General features: G+C 64.3%; 19 protein-coding genes. 16 read left to right on the plus strand and 3 right to left on the minus strand.

Annotated elements, in window-relative coordinates:
• Positions 1-37 precede the first annotated feature (37 nt).
• Complete coding sequence (locus KY084_RS10400; RefSeq protein ID WP_219238404.1) at positions 38-1021, minus strand: quinone-dependent dihydroorotate dehydrogenase; 984 nt, start codon at positions 1019-1021, stop codon at positions 38-40.
• A 138-nt stretch (positions 1022-1159) separates the two neighbouring features.
• Here KY084_RS10400 and KY084_RS10405 point away from each other — a divergent pair, with 138 nt between their 5' ends.
• From KY084_RS10405 to KY084_RS10460, 12 genes are all read left to right on the plus strand, one after another.
• Positions 1160-1669 (plus strand): SUF system Fe-S cluster assembly regulator, encoded by a 510-nt coding sequence (locus KY084_RS10405; protein ID WP_219238405.1) that lies wholly within the window; start codon positions 1160-1162, stop codon positions 1667-1669.
• A gap of 2 nt (positions 1670-1671) precedes the next feature.
• On the plus strand, positions 1672-3135 hold the full coding sequence (gene sufB / locus KY084_RS10410; RefSeq protein WP_219238406.1) for a Fe-S cluster assembly protein SufB: 1464 nt from the start codon (positions 1672-1674) through the stop codon (positions 3133-3135).
• Positions 3132-3605 (plus strand): hypothetical protein, encoded by a 474-nt coding sequence (locus KY084_RS10415; protein WP_219238407.1) that lies wholly within the window; start codon positions 3132-3134, stop codon positions 3603-3605. The genes sufB and KY084_RS10415 overlap by 4 nt, the downstream gene beginning before the upstream one ends.
• A gap of 20 nt (positions 3606-3625) precedes the next feature.
• Positions 3626-4369: a Fe-S cluster assembly ATPase SufC gene (gene sufC, locus KY084_RS10420; protein ID WP_219238513.1), complete on the plus strand. Its 744-nt coding sequence runs from the start codon at positions 3626-3628 to the stop codon at positions 4367-4369.
• 2 nt (positions 4370-4371) lie between these two features.
• Positions 4372-5451: a SufB/SufD family protein gene (locus KY084_RS10425; RefSeq protein WP_219238408.1), complete on the plus strand. Its 1080-nt coding sequence runs from the start codon at positions 4372-4374 to the stop codon at positions 5449-5451.
• A 64-nt stretch (positions 5452-5515) separates the two neighbouring features.
• Positions 5516-6730, plus strand: coding sequence for a cysteine desulfurase (locus tag KY084_RS10430; protein ID WP_219238409.1), 1215 nt, complete (start codon positions 5516-5518; stop codon positions 6728-6730).
• Positions 6727-7224 carry an SUF system Fe-S cluster assembly protein gene (locus tag KY084_RS10435; RefSeq protein ID WP_219238410.1) on the plus strand — a complete coding sequence of 166 codons (498 nt, stop codon included), beginning with the start codon at positions 6727-6729 and terminating at the stop codon, positions 7222-7224. Before KY084_RS10430 ends, KY084_RS10435 begins: the two co-directional genes overlap by 4 nt.
• 44 nt (positions 7225-7268) lie before the next feature.
• Positions 7269-7622 (plus strand): HesB/IscA family protein, encoded by a 354-nt coding sequence (locus KY084_RS10440; protein ID WP_219238411.1) that lies wholly within the window; start codon positions 7269-7271, stop codon positions 7620-7622.
• Positions 7619-7792, plus strand: a complete 174-nt coding sequence (locus KY084_RS10445) for a hypothetical protein (RefSeq protein WP_219238412.1) — start codon at positions 7619-7621, stop codon at positions 7790-7792. Before KY084_RS10440 ends, KY084_RS10445 begins: the two co-directional genes overlap by 4 nt.
• Before the next feature lie 2 nt (positions 7793-7794).
• A complete protein-coding gene (locus KY084_RS10450; RefSeq protein ID WP_219238413.1) occupies positions 7795-9159 on the plus strand; it encodes a lipopolysaccharide biosynthesis protein in 1365 nt (454 codons plus the stop codon).
• Positions 9160-9167: 8 nt separating this feature from the next.
• Entirely contained in the window at positions 9168-10271 is a 1104-nt protein-coding gene (locus tag KY084_RS10455) for a CDP-alcohol phosphatidyltransferase family protein (RefSeq protein WP_246587054.1), read from the plus strand.
• 4 nt (positions 10272-10275) lie between these two features.
• Entirely contained in the window at positions 10276-10701 is a 426-nt protein-coding gene (locus KY084_RS10460) for an HIT family protein (protein ID WP_219238414.1), read from the plus strand.
• Positions 10702-10713: 12 nt separating this feature from the next.
• On the opposite strand, the gene KY084_RS10465 is transcribed toward KY084_RS10460, so the two are convergent.
• The gene (locus KY084_RS10465) at positions 10714-11451 is read right to left on the minus strand and encodes a phosphocholine cytidylyltransferase family protein (protein WP_219238415.1); all 738 of its coding nucleotides are present in this window, start codon (positions 11449-11451) and stop codon (positions 10714-10716) included.
• Positions 11452-11631: 180 nt separating this feature from the next.
• Here KY084_RS10465 and KY084_RS10470 point away from each other — a divergent pair, with 180 nt between their 5' ends.
• From KY084_RS10470 to KY084_RS10485, 4 genes are all read left to right on the plus strand, one after another.
• The gene (locus KY084_RS10470) at positions 11632-12102 is read left to right on the plus strand and encodes a DUF2141 domain-containing protein (RefSeq protein WP_219238416.1); all 471 of its coding nucleotides are present in this window, start codon (positions 11632-11634) and stop codon (positions 12100-12102) included.
• A 177-nt stretch (positions 12103-12279) separates the two neighbouring features.
• A complete protein-coding gene (locus KY084_RS10475; RefSeq protein WP_219238417.1) occupies positions 12280-13317 on the plus strand; it encodes a diacylglycerol/lipid kinase family protein in 1038 nt (345 codons plus the stop codon).
• Entirely contained in the window at positions 13314-14219 is a 906-nt protein-coding gene (locus KY084_RS10480) for a hypothetical protein (RefSeq protein ID WP_219238418.1), read from the plus strand. Before KY084_RS10475 ends, KY084_RS10480 begins: the two co-directional genes overlap by 4 nt.
• Complete coding sequence (locus KY084_RS10485; RefSeq protein ID WP_219238419.1) at positions 14216-14977, plus strand: nucleotidyltransferase family protein; 762 nt, start codon at positions 14216-14218, stop codon at positions 14975-14977. Before KY084_RS10480 ends, KY084_RS10485 begins: the two co-directional genes overlap by 4 nt.
• Here KY084_RS10485 and mutS read toward each other — a convergent pair.
• Positions 14952-17531: a DNA mismatch repair protein MutS gene (gene mutS, locus KY084_RS10490; protein ID WP_219238515.1), complete on the minus strand. Its 2580-nt coding sequence runs from the start codon at positions 17529-17531 to the stop codon at positions 14952-14954. The two genes, KY084_RS10485 and mutS, sit on opposite strands and share 26 nt — an antisense overlap.
• Positions 17532-17561: the final 30 nt, after the last annotated feature.

Consider the following 17561-nt stretch of genomic DNA (forward strand, 5'->3'; position numbering starts at 1 on the left):
CGTAACGCACTGGCGGCGGGTGGCAAGAGCATGGGTATCAGCGCAAGGAGCGCAGGATTCGTCGCGGAAGGCCTGGGCCATGATATACAAGCGCTGAATAAAGCTGGACCAGGTTTGCCCCCGCATCGAGCCGAAGCTGCGCCTCGCGCGCCGAATCGATGCCGCCCGCCGCGATCAGCGGAAGCGCGCCGGCAGCAATTTCAGCAGCTTCGCGCAATTTCGTCCGCGCAAGCTGTTTCAGCGGCTCGCCCGACAGCCCGCCGGTCTCGCGCCGATTGGCCGAGCGCAGCCCGGCGGGGCGCGAAATGGTGGTGTTGCCGATGATCAGCGCATCGACCTTTCCGGGAATCGCGGTCGCGATGATCGCGGCAAGCTGTTCGCGATCCAGATCGGGCGCGACTTTCAGGAACAGCGGGCGGTGACCCCATTCGCCGATTCGCGCCGCATCGCATCGCCCAAGCAGATCGGCAAGCATCGCCGGATCCTGAAGATCGCGCAGTCCCGGCGTGTTGGGCGAACTGATATTGATCGTGACATAATCGGCGTCACGCGCGACCTTGCCCACGCCGATGGCATAATCGGCGATCCGGTCGGCGGAGTCCTTGTTCGCGCCGACATTAACGCCAAGCACGCCCTTGCGTTTTGCGGCACGGATGCGCGGCAGCGCAGCGTCGATTCCGCCATTGTTGAAGCCCATGCGGTTGATGACGCCGCGATCTTCCTTCAACCGGAAAAGGCGCGGCGTCGGGTTGCCCGGCTGGGGCAGCGGGGTCAGCGTGCCGACCTCGACATGGCCAAAGCCGAGCGCGGTGAAACCGTCGATCGCCTGCGCATCCTTGTCCAGCCCGGCGGCGAGGCCGATCGGGTTGGGAAAGGCAAGACCCGCGATGGTGACGGGGCCGCGCCTTTCCGGACCGGACGCAAGGCCGCTTGCGCCATAGGCCTTCATCGCGCCGATGGTCAGGCGGTGCGCGCGCTCGGCATCAAGCGCGAAGAGGAGGGGGCGAAGGGGATAGGCCATGGCTGACGCCTTTCGCACCCCCCGCCCGCTTCGTCAAAGCGGTGGTTGACGCAGGCGCGCTGCATCGCCACATGCCAATCGGAACGAATTGATCCGATTTGATAACGGTTCGCAACTGGCGCGGACGATGTGGAGCGAATGAGACTTTCCAGCCTGGCAGATTATGCGGTCGTGATGATGACTGCCGCGGCGCGCCATTGCGGCGCGACCGGTCGGCTGAACGCGACGCTGATCGCGGAGGAAACCGCGCTGCCGCTGCCCACGGTGCAAAAGCTGGTGAGCAAGCTGTCGTCGGCCGGGCTGATTGAATCGACGCGCGGCACCGGGGGTGGCTTTCGCCTGACGCGCCCTCCGGCTGCGATCAGCGTCGCCGACATTGTCGAGGCGATCGAGGGACCGATCGCGCTGACCGCATGTGTCGACGATGCGCGCGCCGAGTGCGCGGTGGAGGCGAATTGCTCGGTCCGCCCGCACTGGAGCATCGTCAACGGCGCGGTGCGCGGCGCGCTTGCCGACATCTCGCTTGCTTCGCTTACCCATCACACCGTTCGCCCTGAGCCTGTCGAAGGGCGGTCCTTTTCTTCATCTGCCGCCGAACAGGATGGGGCTTCGACAAGCTCGGTCCGAACGGCAGCGGGAGTAATTTAGATATGGCCACCAAGAACGCAGAGGCGCTCGCCGCCGCGAACAAGAAATATGAATGGGGGTTTTCCTCCGACGTCGAACAGGAACTCGCGCCCAAGGGGTTGAGCGAGGATACTGTTCGCTACATTTCGGCCAAGAAGGACGAGCCGGAGTGGATGCTCGACTATCGGCTGAAGGCGTTCGCGCTGTGGCAGGAGATGGTAGAGCCCGACTGGGCGAAGCTCGACATCCCGATGGTCGATTACCAGAACGCCTATTATTACGCCGAGCCGAAGAAGAAGCCGTCGCTCAAAAGCCTTGACGAACTCGATCCGGAGATCAAGCGGACCTATGAGAAACTCGGCATCCCGATCGAGGAGCAGAAGGTGCTCGCCGGGGTGGAGGGCGCGCGCAAGGTCGCGGTCGATGCGGTGTTCGATTCGGTCAGCGTCGCCACCACCTTCCGCAAGGAACTGGAGGAGGCGGGTGTCATCTTCCTGTCGATTTCGGAAGCGATCAAGCAGCATCCCGATCTGGTGAAGAAGTGGCTGGGCAAGGTCGTGCCCACGCGCGACAATTTCTTCGCCTGCCTGAACGCCGCCGTCTTTTCCGACGGCACCTTCGTCTATGTGCCTGAGGGCGTTCGCTGCCCGATGGAATTGTCGACCTATTTCCGGATCAACGCCGAAAATACCGGTCAGTTCGAGCGCACGCTGATCGTCGCGGACAAGGGTGCCTATGTCAGCTATCTCGAAGGCTGCACCGCGCCGATGCGCGATGAAAACCAGCTTCATGCCGCAGTGGTCGAACTGATCGCACTGGATGATGCCGAGATCAAATATTCGACCGTCCAGAACTGGTATCCCGGCGATGAGAACGGCAAGGGCGGCATTTATAATTTCGTCACCAAACGCGCGCTGTGCCAAGGCAGGAACAGCAAGGTAAGCTGGACCCAGGTCGAAACCGGCAGCGCGATCACATGGAAATATCCGTCCTGCGTGCTGAACGGCGAAAACAGCGTTGGCGAATTCTATTCGGTGGCGGTGACGAACGGGCGGCAACAGGCCGATACCGGCACCAAGATGATCCATAACGGCAAGAACAGCCGGTCGACGATCATTTCTAAGGGGATCAGTGCGGGCCGCAGCGACAATACCTATCGCGGGCTGGTGCGCGTCGGCCCCTCGGCGGAAAATGTCCGCAACTTCACCCAGTGCGACAGCCTGCTTCTGGGCGATCAGTGCGGTGCGCATACCGTCCCCTATATCGAGGTGAGGAATCCCAGCGCGCAGATCGAGCATGAGGCGACGACATCGAAGATTTCGGACGATCAGCTTTTCTACGCGATGCAGCGCGGGCTGGATGAGGAAGCTGCGGTCGCGCTGATCGTCAACGGGTTCGCCAAGGAGGTGCTGCAACAGCTTCCGATGGAATTCGCGGTTGAGGCGCAGAAACTGCTCGGCATCAGCCTGGAGGGGAGCGTGGGGTGATCCTCGCGGCGCTGCCTCTTTTGCTGGCTGTGCAGGCGGTCGTGCCCGAGGAAATGGGCGAAGAGATCGTGGTGCAGGCAAAGGCCGGGCTGGTGACGCTGGTGTTCGACCGGGTCGCTGGTGGCGGCCTTGCCAATTGCCGCGTGTTGAAGGGCAGCGGGGTGAACCGGATCGATTCGACCGCCTGTGCCGACTTCCTTGATTGCGTATCCGACGACGCGCGAAAATGCGGCGATGCGAAGCCGACCGAACTTGCCGCGATCCGGCGGACCATGCCCGAAAGCGGCGAGGCGCAACCGCGCCTGACGCTGCCCAAGCTGGTCGAACCCGAAGCCCCGCCCAAGATACCGGCTACCGGCCCGGTGGGCGATACGAGCAAGGATGACAGCGATCAGATCGTGAAGCTGCCGCCCAAGCCCGAAGACAAGACATTCAAACCCGCCATCACTTTCAGCGGATCTGCGCAGTGATGGCGAAGTCAGGAAATATGATGCTGAAAATCGAAAAACTGCACGCCGCGATCGACGGTAAGGAAATCCTCAAAGGGCTCGACCTTGAAGTGAAGGCGGGTGAGGTACACGCGATCATGGGGCCGAACGGCGCGGGCAAATCGACGCTTGGCTATGTGCTCGGCGGCCGTCCCGAATATGAAGTCACCGGCGGGTCGGCGACGTTCCGCGGCGAAGACCTGCTCGACATGGAGGCGCATGAACGTGCCGCCGCCGGGCTGTTCCTCGGCTTTCAGTACCCGGTCGAGATTCCCGGTATCTCGAACGTTCAGTTCCTGCGCGAAGCATTGAATTCGCAGCGCAAGGCGCGGGGCGAAGCGCCGCTGTCGGGCGCAGAGTTCCTGAAACTGGCGCGCGCGCAGGCCGATGCGCTGGGCATGGATCAGGAAATGCTCAAACGTCCCGTCAATGTCGGCTTTTCGGGCGGTGAGAAGAAGCGCAACGAAATGGTCCAGATGGGCATACTCGACCCCAAATTCGCGATCCTCGACGAAACCGATTCAGGGCTGGACATCGACGCGCTGAAGGCCGTGGGCGAGGGGATCAACCGGATCATGCGCAAACCCGACAAGGGCGTGCTGCTCATCACCCATTATCAGCGGCTGCTCGACTATGTGGAGCCGGACGTCGTTCATGTCCTTGCCGATGGCCGGATCGTGAAATCGGGTGGTCCCGAACTGGCGGTCGAACTGGAACGCGAAGGCTATGGGACGGTGGCGGCGTGACCATGACGCTTGATCTTCCCACAAAGCGTCAGGAGGCGTGGAAATGGTCGGACATGGCGGCGCTGGAAGCTGCGGCGCAGTCCGAACGCGCTGCGCCCGATGTCGCGCCCGCCGACCTGTTTCTCGATATTGATGGGCCGCGCCTCGCTTTTGTCGATGGTGTGTTCGATCCGACGCATAGCCGTCCCGGCCCGGTCAACGTTACCGCGATCGGTGAATCGAGCGGGCATCCGCTGGGCAAGTTGGCGGCGGGCGAGGGCTGGCTGGTTCGTCTGGAAAAGGGCGCGGCGGTCACCAGTATCCAGATCGTCCATATCGGCACCGGCGCGGACAATCATGTCCCCGCCCGGATCGAACTGGCAGAAGATGCGACCGCATCGCTGGTCGAAACCTATGCCGGGACCGGCTGGGCCAACCGGCTGACGCAGATTTCGCTCGCACGGGGCGCGCGGCTGATGCGCTCGGTGCGGCTGCTGCAAAAAAGCGGCTTCGTGTCGATCCGCGACGAGGCGGATGTGGGGGAGGCCGCAAGTCTGGTTTCGGTCTTCCTCGGCGCGGGCGGCATGGGCAGCCGGATCGATGGCGAAATCCGCACCAGCGGGATCGGCGCTTATGCTGAAATGGGCGGCGCGCTGCTGACCGAAGGGGACCAGCGGCAGGAAGCGGCGGTCGTCGTCGATCACGCCATGCCCGAAGGATCGAGCCGCCAGATATGGCGCGCGGTCGCCGCCGACACCTCGACCGCCAGCCTTGCCGCGCGGGTGGAAGTGAAACGCCACGCGCAGCAGACCGATGGCGAACAATCGCTTCGCGGGTTGCTGCTCGACCGGACGGCGCAGGTGAATTTGAAGCCCGAACTCGAAATCTTCGCCGACGACGTGAAGTGCGCGCATGGCGCGACGGTGGGCGAACTCGACCAGCGCGCGCTGTTCTATCTCGAAAGCCGGGGGCTGACGCCTGCGCGCGCCCGTGCGCTGATGACACGCGCGTTCGTTGCCGACGCGCTCGACCGGATCGGCGAGGAGGCGGTGCGCGAAGCCTTTGCCGCGGACGCAAGCCGCTGGCTGGAGGTGGCGCTGTGACTAACGTTCCAAGCAATCCGATCGCTGCTCGACACAAACGGGACTTGTTGATCGAGAGGCGCGCATGACCGTTACAGCCGACACCCGCCCGCTCGACGTGCTCGCCGACTTTCCGGCGATCCCCGAAGACTGGGCCTATCTCGACACCGCAGCCACGGCGCAGAAGCCGCAGCCGGTGATCGATGCGATCGCGCGCGGCTATGGCGAAACCTATGCCACCGTGCATCGCGGCGTGTATCAGCGCTCGGCGGACATGACGCTCGCCTATGAAGCCGCGCGGCGGCGGATTGCCGATTTCCTCAACGCGCGCGCTGCGGAAGAGATCGTCTTCACCCGCGGCGCGACCGAGGCGATCAATCTTGTCGCGACCTGCTGGGCCGGAAGTCAGTTGCAGGCGGGCGACCGCATATTGCTGTCGCAGCTTGAGCATCATTCGAATATCGTGCCGTGGCAGATGATCGCCGACAAGGTCGGGGCTGAGATCGATGTCCTGCCGTTGACCGACGATCACCGCATCGATCTCGACGCGATGGCGGCGATGATTACCGAGCGGCACAGGCTGGTCGCGCTCGCGCATATTTCTAACGTGCTCGGTTCGGTGCTCGATGCGCGCCGCGCCGCCGATATCGTGCATGGCGTAGGTGCGAAGCTGCTGCTCGACGGCTGTCAGGCGGTGCCCCGGCTGGGTGTCGATGTGCAGGCGCTCGATTGCGATTTCTACGCGTTCAGCGGGCACAAGCTGTACGGCCCGACCGGGATCGGCGCGCTATGGGCGCGCGCTGAACTGCTCGACGCGATGCCGCCCTATCAGGGCGGGGGGTCGATGATCGACAAGGTGTCGTTCGAACGCACCACCTATGCGCCGCCGCCGGGGCGGTTCGAAGCGGGCACGCCGCATATCGTGGGCGCGCTGGGACTGCACGCCGCGATCGATTATGTCAGCGGGATCGGCCTTGATCGTATCCATGCGCATGAAGCGGCGCTGGTGGCGAAGGCGCGCGAGGCGCTGTCGCAGATCAATTCGGTGCGCGTGTACGGGCCGGAGGATTCGGCCGGTATCGTCAGCTTCAATATCAAGAGGGTGCATCCGCACGATGCGGGCACCATATTGGACGAAAGCCGGGTGGCTATCCGCGCAGGCCATCACTGCGCGCAGCCGCTGATGGACGCGCTGGGCGTTGCCGCCACGGCGCGCGCCAGTTTCGGCGTCTACAATAGTGCAGCCGATGTCGATGCGCTCGTCGCAGGCATCGAACGGGTCACGAGGATTTTCGGATGAACGAGGAACAGGCGAACGACGGCAGGATCATGGTTGAAGAGGTCGAGGCGGTCGATCCTTCGCCGCGCGCCCGCGTGGAGGATGCCGCCGCTGCCGAAGCATCGGCGCGCGAAACCTATGAACGCAAGCGCGATTATCTTGAGGGCTTTCTGTCGCAAAAGCCCGAAGCCGCTCCCGCGGGCGAACCGGGCGGTGAGGTGTATGATGCGGTCGTCGATGCGCTGAAGGATATTTATGATCCGGAAATCCCGGTGAATATCTATGACCTTGGCCTCATCTACGGCGTGGATGTCGCCGATGGCGGGCATGTCGCGGTCACCATGACGCTGACCACGCCGCATTGCCCGGTCGCCGAATCGATGCCGGCGGAGGTGGAGCTTCGGGTCGGTTCGGTTCCCGGCGTCGGCCAGGCGGAGGTCAACCTTGTTTGGGACCCGCCCTGGGATCCTGCCAAGATGAGCGACGACGCCAAGCTGGAACTGGGTATGCTTTAGGAAGGTTCGGCCGAGCCGTATGCCGGCCGAGGAAGGAAGAGATTATGGCGACCAAAACCCGTGAACGCCCCGCGGCGGTGAAGCTGACACCGGGCGCCGAGGCGAGAATCGCCGACCTGATGTCGCGCGCGCCCGACGGTGCGGTGGGCGTTAAGCTCTCCACACCGCGTCGTGGTTGTTCGGGCCTTGCCTATTCGGTCGACTATGTGACCGAAGCGAACCCGATGGACGAACGGATCGAAACGCCCGGCGGGATCTTTTTCGTTGACGCCGCTTCGGTGTTGTATCTGATCGGTTCGACGATGGACTGGCAGGAGGATGATTTCACCGCCGGTTTCGTGTTCAGCAATCCGAACGCCACCGGCATGTGCGGGTGTGGCGAGAGCTTTACCGTTTGACCGACACGGGCCGCGCCGCGCGCCGCAATCGGTATCTGAAGCACGCCGGGCTGGCCGCGACGATATTGCTTGCTCCCGGTGGTTTCCTGCTCGGCAGCGCGCTTGCGTGGCGCTATTACCGCGCCCGCCGGGCGCAATCGGGCGCAGGTGAGCGGGACGGACCAGTCTGATCATGCCGCAAGGCGAAACGAACGACGACAAGGACGCGCGAAGGAGAACCGGGCTTCGCGCGGTTCTCCATAATCTGGGCTGGCTGATTGCCAATCGCGGACTGGTGGGCCTGCTGTCGCTGGTGTACCTCGCTATCGTCGCCCGGTCGCTGGGCGTTGCCGATTTTGGCCGGTTCGCATTGATTACGGGCGCGTCAAAGGCGCTTGCCACCATGGTCGGGTTCCAGACATGGCAGATCGTGGTGCAATATGGCGTCACCCCGCTTCAGGCGCGCGACGATGCCCGGCTGGGGCGGTTGTTCCGCGCGTGCGGACTGCTCGACCTAGGCAGCGCGCTGGTCGGAATCGTCATCGGTATCGCGGTCCTGTTCCTCTGGGGCAATGATTTCGGCATAACTGCTTCGCTGATGAATGAAACGCTGCTATTCCTGGTGGTTCAGCTTATCACCATTCGTTCGATGCCGCTGGGCGCGCTTCGCCTGCAGGATCGTTTCGCCGAAGCTGCCATCGCCGACAGCATGACCGGCGTGGTCCGGCTGGCAGGCGCGGCGCTGGTGCTGCTGGCAGGGGCGAACGTAGAGCATTTTCTGTACGCCTGGGCGGCGGCGGAGGCTGCGACGGCGGGGGCGTTCTGGTGGATGTTCGCGCGCGGCGGCAACTGGTCGCTGATGTGGAATGCGCGCGCGCGGCCCGGCGACGTCATTGCAGAAAATCCGGGCATCGTCCGCTTTTCGCTTTCGACCAGCGGCAGTTCGACTTTGGGCCTTGCCACCAAACAGCTGCCCTTGCTGCTGGTCGGCGGGTTCATCGGTCCCGCCGCTGCGGGTATTTTTCGCCTGGCGTTTCAGATCGCGAATGCGCTGACCAAATTGTCGCAGCTTCTGGTTCGCGCAGGCTTTCCCGAAATCGTCCGCGCGGTGCGCAAGGGCAGTGGCAAGCTCGCCCGCACCATCTGGCGATTGTTCGCCGGGTCGACGCTGGCCGCCGGGATCATCATGGCGTTGACCGTGGTGATCGGCCGGCCGGTGCTTATGCTGGTTGGCGGGCGCGATTACCTTGCCGCCTATCCCATGTTGCTGTGGCTGACCGCCGCCGGATGCATCGAACTGGCCGCCGTCAGTTTCGAACCGCTGCTGATGGCCGGGCACCGCGCGACGACCGCGCTTGCCGCGCGATGTATCGGCGCGGTGGTGCTGATCGGTGCGATGGTTGCGCTGATGCCGGCGCATGGCGGCTCCGGTGCCGCGACCGGCGTGTTCATCGGATCGGTGACCAGCGTGCTGCTGCTCGGCCTGGCAACGGTCCATTTCGGCCGGTCGGGCGCAATGGCATCGCGCGGCTTGCAATCTGGCCAAGGGCCTTCATAGGAGCGCGCATGTCCGCAACCGTGCCATCCCGCCTGATCGTGGCGGGCGAAAACACCACCCGAATCTGGGGCCTTGCCAATCGCGAACGTATCGAACGGCTCGCTTCCAAAGCGGGAGTGGGGATCAAGACCGCCGACGCGACTGCATTGTGGGTAAATCAGGCATATGCTTTCGACCCGCTATGGATGGCGCATGCGATGGCGACGCCGCGGCTATGGGTGATGGACGGCGACCGCCCGGCGCTGGTGCGCGATGCCGAAGCCGCGCTGCCTACGGCCGCGGGCGCGGCGATGACGCCGCCTGAAGGCGCGACCATCTATCGCATCGGCGACCGGCCGGTGCTCTACAACCGCTCGCTTCGCAAGCAGCAGCGGCCGTTTTTCGAACCGCTGACCTCCGGCAATGTCCGCCGGCTGGAACGCGAAAGCTATTACGGCGCCTATAAGGGCGTCACCGACATCCTGACCAAATATCTGTGGCCCGAAATCGCGTTTCACCTTACCCGGCTGGCCGCCGCGCTGCGCATGACGCCGAACATGGTGACGGTGATCGGCGCGGTCGGCTGCGTCCTCGCCACGCTGTTTTTCCTGCACGGCAATTACTGGGCGGGGGTCGCGGTGGGCTTTGTCTTCATGGTGCTCGACACCGTCGATGGAAAGCTTGCGCGCTGTACGATCACGTCGAGCTGGTGGGGGAATATATTCGATCACGGCATAGACCTTGTTCACCCGCCCTTCTGGTGGCTCGCATGGGCGTCGGGACTCTCGGCTTGGGGGCTGGGCTATGGCGGGACGACCTATGCCTGGGTCATCGGAACGATCCTGATCGGCTATGTCGTGCAACGGCTGATCGAAGGCTGGTTCATGCGCCGATTCGGCTTTCACATCCATGTCTGGCGCAAATTCGACAGCGATTTCCGCCTCATCACCGCGCGGCGCAACCCGAACATGATCCTGCTCGTCGGCAGCCTGCTCTTCGGCCGGCCCGATATCGGATTGATACTGGTCGCCTGCTGGACCGCACTGTCGCTGCTCGTCCATTTCTGGCAGGCTTTCGCCGCTGAGGCGCAGGCAGCGCGCGGGCGGCCCGTCACCTCCTGGCTGGAGAATTGATGCGATGAACGCGACGATCGAAAAATTCGGCTATCCCGCAACGCTGCTGCGCCAGTGGGAGCATTGGGTGCTGCTGCTGAGGCCAGCCCAGCCGACGCTGGGAAGCTGCGTCCTCGCCGCGAAGTCCGACGCGATCCGCTTCGGCGACCTGTCGGCAGAGGCGCATGCCGAGTTGAAGAGCGCCACGGGCGAAACCGAAGCGATGCTGACCAAAGCGATCGGCTATGAAAAGCTCAACTATCTGATGCTGATGATGGTCGATCCTCACGTCCATTTCCACGTCATCCCGCGCTATGGCGAAACGCGCAGCCGCGACGGGGTGGATTATGTCGACGCCGGCTGGCCGAAAATGCCCGATCTGGGCGCGGCGGTGACGCCGGCGCCCGAAGCGCGCGACCAGCTGATCGCCTGGCTCAAAAGCTGTTTCTGACGCGTTCGCGCCTCAAGCCCAGCGATCGGTCAACCGGGTCGCGATTTCGATATCGTTAAGGAAATCGACCTCGGCCCAGTCCATTCCCTCGATCGAACAGGTGCCGACCTTCCCGTCCGGGGCGATCATGTCGATGATTTTCAGATACCAGTTCGCCACCCCCGCGGGGGTGCGCATCACCGCGCGCACCGTTTCGCGGAACAGCGCGGGCCCTTCGCCGCGAAAGGCAAGGAAACCGATCGATTCGGCGTTACTCTGTTCGGCGCTCAGCGTCTTGCCGATGGCGAGCAGCTTTTCGCCCAGACGTGAAACCTTCATGTCGTCGCTGTCATAAGCAGGCTTCACATCGACGGTCACCGCGATCGGCCAGTCGGTTTCGTTACCGATCACCGTGCGCACAATCTCTTCGGAAACCAGCGTATCGCCGTTCAGGATGACGAAATCGCCCTCCATCGCATCGCGCGCGATCCAGCAACTGCCCAGATTGTCCGCCACCTTGTAAAAGGGATTGAAATGGACGGTGATCGACCGGCCGTTACAACGCAGCGTGTCGAGTTCCGCCTCCACCATGTCGGTCATGAAGCCGGTGACGACGTGGAAATCGGTGACCCCGGCGCGCGAGAGCATTTCCACCTGCCAGGCAATCAGCGTTTTTCCCGAAAAGTCGATCAGGCATTTCGGCCGGTCGGCGGTCAGCGGAAGCAGGCGCGATCCCTGGCCTGCACTCAGGATGATTGCCTTTTCGATCATGATGCTTTGTGAAATCCTGCTGAAATGACGACGCTGCACGTCGGAACCATGGCCTGATACTGTGCGATGTCATGTCTGGCAAAGGGATGCCGGTCCCAATTACGGAACGTAATCGTTCAGTATTGCGAAAGGGTGATCCGGCTATAGCGAAATGCCTTTCAGGGCAACAGGAGCAAAGACTTGACCAAGAAACTGATCGCTTCGGCCGCGCTGTTCGCTGCCATGGCCGGGGCTTCACCCGCGCTTGCTGATCAGGGCTGCACCGGGACTTCGAGTAACGGCGCGGTAAAGCTGACGGTGGTCGCGACCGACCTGAAAAACAGCAAGGGCGAAGTCGCCTTCAGCATCTATCCAGACAGCCGCAGCAAGTTCCTTGCATCGCACGCCTATATCGCGCGGGCGCGCATACCGACGAAATCGCCGGCGACTACGGCGTGTTTCTGGCTGCCTGCGGGGCATTATGCCGCAGCGCTGTACCATGATGAGAACGCCGATCATGATTTCAACCGCACGCTGTTTTCGATCAAGGAAGGTTTCGGCTTTTCCAACGATGCGCCGACGACGCTCGGCCTGCCTTCGTTCGACAAGGTGCGTTTCGCACTGCCGGCGGCAGGCGGGACGATCCGGGTAAAAATACGCTATTCGCGCTGACCGGGGAGTGTGGCAGTGATGTTGCAATTTCGTAACGTCGGCTGCAAATGCACTCGCGATTTGCGGGGATAAGGTGAAAAAACGACGAACGGGGGGTAGAATCGCGCGGATTAGCGCGTATCTACATCTCTTTACGTTTGTCTGACAGTGGCGGGTATTTTGAACGAAGCGCCATCCATGCGTGCCGGCCTGACCGGCCGGGCCGACATCATGCGGCGCGAACCCGTTTCGCGCCGTGGCGATTCGGCTGCGCTTGCCCGCCTGCCACGGTTGCGCGACGTTTCCCGGCCAATGGAGCGCCCGCTGCGTATCGCGATGATCAGCAATCCGCGCAGTCATCGCAACGGCAAGGATTGCCGTCCCGACGAAATCGCGGATCACGAAATCATGACGGCCGCTCCCGATACCAGGGTGGCGCTCGAACTGGCGCTCGGCGATTTCGCGGCGCGCCGGGTCGATGTGATCATCATCAATGGCGGCGACGGCACGGTTCGCGACGTGATTACCGCCGCGCGGCGGGTATATGCCGGACCGCTACCCAAATTCGCCATCCTGCCGTCGGGAAAGACCAACGCGATTGCAATCGATCTGGGGGTGTCTTCGGATATTACCCTGCCGGCACTTGTCGAGGTGATCCGCGCCGGCAAGGTGCGCGAGCGCGCGCCGCTGGAAATCTCCCGCGATGGTTCGGACATGCCCGAACTGTCGGGCTTCCTGTTCGGCGCTGGCGCCTTTGTGAAAGCGACCGCCCTGGCGCAGCACACGCATCGTTTCGGGGCGTTCGACGGGCTGGCCGTGGCCCTGTCGCTTTTCGCGAGCATCGGCCAGACGATGTTCGGATCGAAGCAGCGCGGCTGGCGCGCGGGCGATGAAATGACCATCGCCGGCGATGCCGACATGCATGGCAGCTTCTATCTGTTGCTCTGTTCGACGCTCGACCGGTTGCCGCTTCGCCTGAAACCGTTCGGCGGACTGGGCGATGGGATGAAGCTGCTCGCCATCGATGCGCCGCCGCGCCAGATGATTCGCCGGGTGCCGATGTTGCTAGCCGGGGTGCGCAACGCCGCTATGGAGCGCGCCGGGTATCGCCATCGCGCCGCCGGGCAGCTCAATATCCGACTCGATGGCGATTTTATTCTCGACGGCGAAACCTATCCGGGTGGCGATTTGACGCTTCGCCGGGGCGCACCACTGCGTTTCGTGGTGACCGGATGAACGGCCTTCGCGCCCGCATCCTCGAATCGCTGGACATGCCGCTTTCGCGCGACGTGCGTGCGGCGGCGGCGCTGCTCGCCGACCGGCACGGGGGCAGCGCGGTACTGTTCTATGGATCGGTGCTACGGACCGGCGATATGGACGGCGTGCTTGATTTCTATGTCCTGACGCCTGGTGAATCCGATAGCGTCGACCGGATGCTGTGGCCGCATGTCAGTTTCGCCGAACTGCCGGTGGGCGGCGACCGGACAATCCGCGCGAAGGTCGCGACCATGCCGCTGGATGTGTTTGCCGAAGCTGCGGCGGGCGATCTGATCGACACCACTATCTGGACCCGCTTCGTTCAGCCAAGCGCGCTTGCCTGGGTCGATGAATGGGCGACGCGCCGTTCGGTGGAAAACAGCATTTGCGCCGCCGCGACCACCGCCGCGTCATTCGCCGCGATGCTGGGTGAGGAGCAGGGCAGCGCACGCGATTACTGGGCCGCGCTGTTCCGCCAGACCTACACGCTGGAGCTTCGCGTCGAAAAACCGGGGCGCGAGCGGCAGATCCTCGACAATAATCCCGGCTGGTTCGACGACCTGCTGCCGCTCGCCTGGGACGCTGCCGGCATCGCGTATGACCGGCACGGCGACTCGCTTATTCCCCGGCTCGATCCGGACCGTTGCAGCAAGCTGTACGAACGCTGGGTGGTGCGGCAGAAGACGGGCAAATGGCTCAACGCGGCGCGGCTGGTAAAGGCGGGCTTCACCTTTGAAGGCGCGACCCGATACGCGTTGTGGAAGATTGAGCGGCATACCGGCATCCGGGTTCGGCTCACCCCGTGGCGCGAACGCCATCCGGTGCTTGCCGCGCCGGGCGTCCTGCTTCAGCTCTGGCGTCAGCAAACCGCCGTCAAATGAGCTTCACCGCGCTGGTGCTTGCGGGATCGCGCGGCGGCGAAGACCCGCTAGCGCGCCATGCCGGAGTTTCCGACAAGGCGCTGATCGAATTTGATGGCGCGACCATGCTCGCCCGCGTGGTCGCCGCGTTGCGCGAGGCGGGGGCAGGGCGCATCGCCGTTTCGGTCTCCAGCGACGCGGTAGCCGATCACGCCAGCGCGCTCGGAGTTGAGGTGCTCAGCGCCGCGCCGGGGCCGAGCGAGAGCGTCGGCCGTGCCTTTGCCGAACTGGGCGCGCCGCTGCTCGTCACCACCGCCGACCATGCGCTGCTTCGCCCCGAATGGGTTTCGCGCTTCCTTTCCGACGTGCCCGCTGATGCCGATGTCGCCGCGCTGCTTGCCGAACGCGCGACGATAGAGGCGGAGGTGCCGGAAACGAAGCGGACCTATCTGCGCTTTGCCGATGGCCAGTGGTCGGGGTGCAACCTGTTCTACCTCGCCAACGAACGCGCGGCGAACGCGATCGCGTTGTGGCGCGGGGTCGAGGCAGATCGCAAGCGTCCCTGGCGGATCGTGCGGCGGCTGGGGGCGGGGTTGCTGATGCGTTACCTTTTGGGGCGTCTGACGCTTGCCGATGCGCTTGCCGCGCTGGGGCGCAGCGCATCGGTGCGCGCGGCGGCGGTGGCGTCGCCCTATGGCCTTGCCGCGGTCGATGTCGACAAGCCTGCCGATATCGCGCTCGTCCGCGAGCTTATCAGGAATCGCCCGCCAGCGATTTGAGCCGGTACAGCATGTCGAGCGCGTCGCGCGGACTGAGCGAATCGATATCGAGCGCGTCTAGTTCCGCGCGCAGCATGTCCACCGCTGCTTCTTCCTGCTCGGCCGCCGCGGCGAACAGCGGCAGATCGTCAAGCCCCGCCGCCAGCCCGCCGGTCTTTTCGCGTCCCGCCTCCAGCTTGGCCAGAACCGCCTGTGCGCGCTTGACGGTGGCGGGCGGCATCCCGGCAAGCCGCGCCACGGCCAGGCCATAGCTGCGATCGGCGGGGCCTTCCGAGACCTCGTGCAGCAGGACGAGGTCTCCCTTCCATTCGCGCGCGCGGACATGGTGTAGGGTCAGCGCCTCGCACCGTTCGGCAAGCCGGGTCAGTTCGTGATAATGCGTCGCAAACAGACAGCGGCAGCGATTGTCCTCGTGTATCGCCTCGACCACCGCCCAGGCGATGGCGAGCCCGTCATAGGTGCTGGTGCCGCGCCCGACCTCGTCGAGGATGACGAAGCTGCGCGGCGTGGCCTGCGCCAGAATCGCCGCGGTTTCGACCATTTCGACCATGAAGGTGGAGCGGCCGCGCGCCAGATTGTCGGATGCGCCCACCCTGCTGAACAATCGGTCGACCAGCCCCAGCGTGGCACTCGCTGCTGGCACATAGCTTCCCGCCTGCGCCAGAACCGCGATCAGTGCGTTCTGGCGCAGAAAGGTCGATTTGCCTCCCATATTCGGACCCGTCACCAGCCAAAGGCGCGAATCTTCCGACAGGACGCAGTCATTGGCGACGAACCGGTCGCCCGAACGCGCCAGCGCAGCCTCCACCACCGGATGGCGTCCGCCGCTCACATCGAAACAGGCGTGATCGACCAGCGCGGGCCGCGCCCACCCCCCTTCGGCCGCACGTTCGGCAAGGCCGGTGGAAACGTCGATCCGCGCCAACGCATCGGCAGTGTCGGCGATTGCCTCGCGCGTTTCGAGGGCGGTCTGGGTCAGGTCTTCAAGATGCGCCGCCTCGGCCGCCAGCGAATGCGCGCCCGCCTGAGTCACTTTCAGCGCAAGATCGTGCAGTTCGGGCGCGTTGAAGCGCACCACCCCCGCAAGCGTCTGGCGATGGGTGAAGCCGCTGTCGGGCGTCATCAGCCTGTCGGCGGATTTGGACGGCACTTCAATATGATAGCCGAGCACGCCGTTATGCTTGATCTTCAGGTTGGCGATGCCGGTCTCTTCGCGATAGCGCGCCTCAAGCGCGGCGAGCGAACGGCGGCCGCCCGCACCCGTGGCGCGCAGATCGTCAAGCGCTGCGTCATAGCCTTCGGCGATGAATCCGCCCTTGTCGGCATCGACCGGCGGATCGGGGACGAGCGCACGGCGCAGCAGGTCGATCAGCGCGCCATGACCGCGCAGCCGTGGCGCGATTCCGGCAAGCAACGGCGGCACATCGTCGATGCCCGCCAGCATCTCACCCATCTGCCACGCGCCGTTCAGTCCGTCGCGAAGCTGGCCCAGATCGCGCGGGCCTCCGCGCCCGGCGGCAAGCCGTCCCAAAGCCCGGCCGATATCGGGCAGCGCGCGCAGCGCGGCGCGCACCCTGTCGCGCAGTCCGGGATCGTCATGAAACCGCCGCACCAGCGCCAGCCGCGCTTCAATTGCGGCACGATCCATCAGCGGTGCCGCAATGTCGCTGGCGAGCAGACGCGCGCCCGCGCCCGTCACCGTGCGGTCGGCGGCGTCGAGCAGGCTGCCCTTGCGCGTTCCGGCGGCGCTAAGCGTCAGTTCGAGGCTTTCGCGAGTCGCGGCGTCGATTGCCATGCAGCTTTCGGATCGGCTGCATTCGGGCGGGCGAAGAAAGGGCAGCGTTCCTTTCGCCGTATGATTGAGATACGCGATCAGTCCGCCCGCCGCGGCAAGTCCCGCGCGCGAAAACTGCCCGAAGCCGTCCAGCGTCGCGACGCCGTGAAGCTGTTTCAGTCGCTCCTCGCCCTTCGCGCTGTCGAAATCGCCGCGCGGGCGAAGCGTCGTGGCAAGACCATCGAACGCGCTTGCTTCGCATGCGATGACCTCTGCCGGGTTCAGCCGCGCGATCTGCGCCGCCACGGTTTCTCCGCCGGTTTCGATCACGGCGAACCGTCCCGTTGAGATATCGGCTGCGGCGATGGCAACCGCGCCGCCCGCTTCGCCGATCGCGGCGCACCAGTTGGCCGATCGGCTGTCCAGCAGCGCTTCTTCGGTCAGCGTGCCCGCTGTCACGACGCGCACGATCGCGCGTTCGACCAGCGCTTTCGAACCGCCACGCTTTTTCGCTTGCTCGGGCGTTTCGACCTGATCGGCGATGGCTACGCGGTGGCCGCCCTTGATCAGCCGGGCAAGATAGCTTTCGGCCGAATGCGCGGGCACGCCGCACATCGCGACCTTCTCCCCGTCATGTTCGCCGCGCGCGGTCAGCGCGATGTCGAGACAGGCGGCGGCGACCTTCGCATCGTCGAAGAACAGTTCGAAAAAATCGCCCATGCGATAGAAGAGCAGGCAGTCGCCCGCCTCTTCCTTCAGTCGCAGATACTGGGCCATCATGGGGGTTGGTGCGGACATCGCCGCCAGCGG

The sequence above is a fragment of the Stakelama flava genome (assembly GCF_019351405.1).
Lineage (GTDB): Bacteria > Pseudomonadota > Alphaproteobacteria > Sphingomonadales > Sphingomonadaceae > Sphingomonas > Sphingomonas flava_A.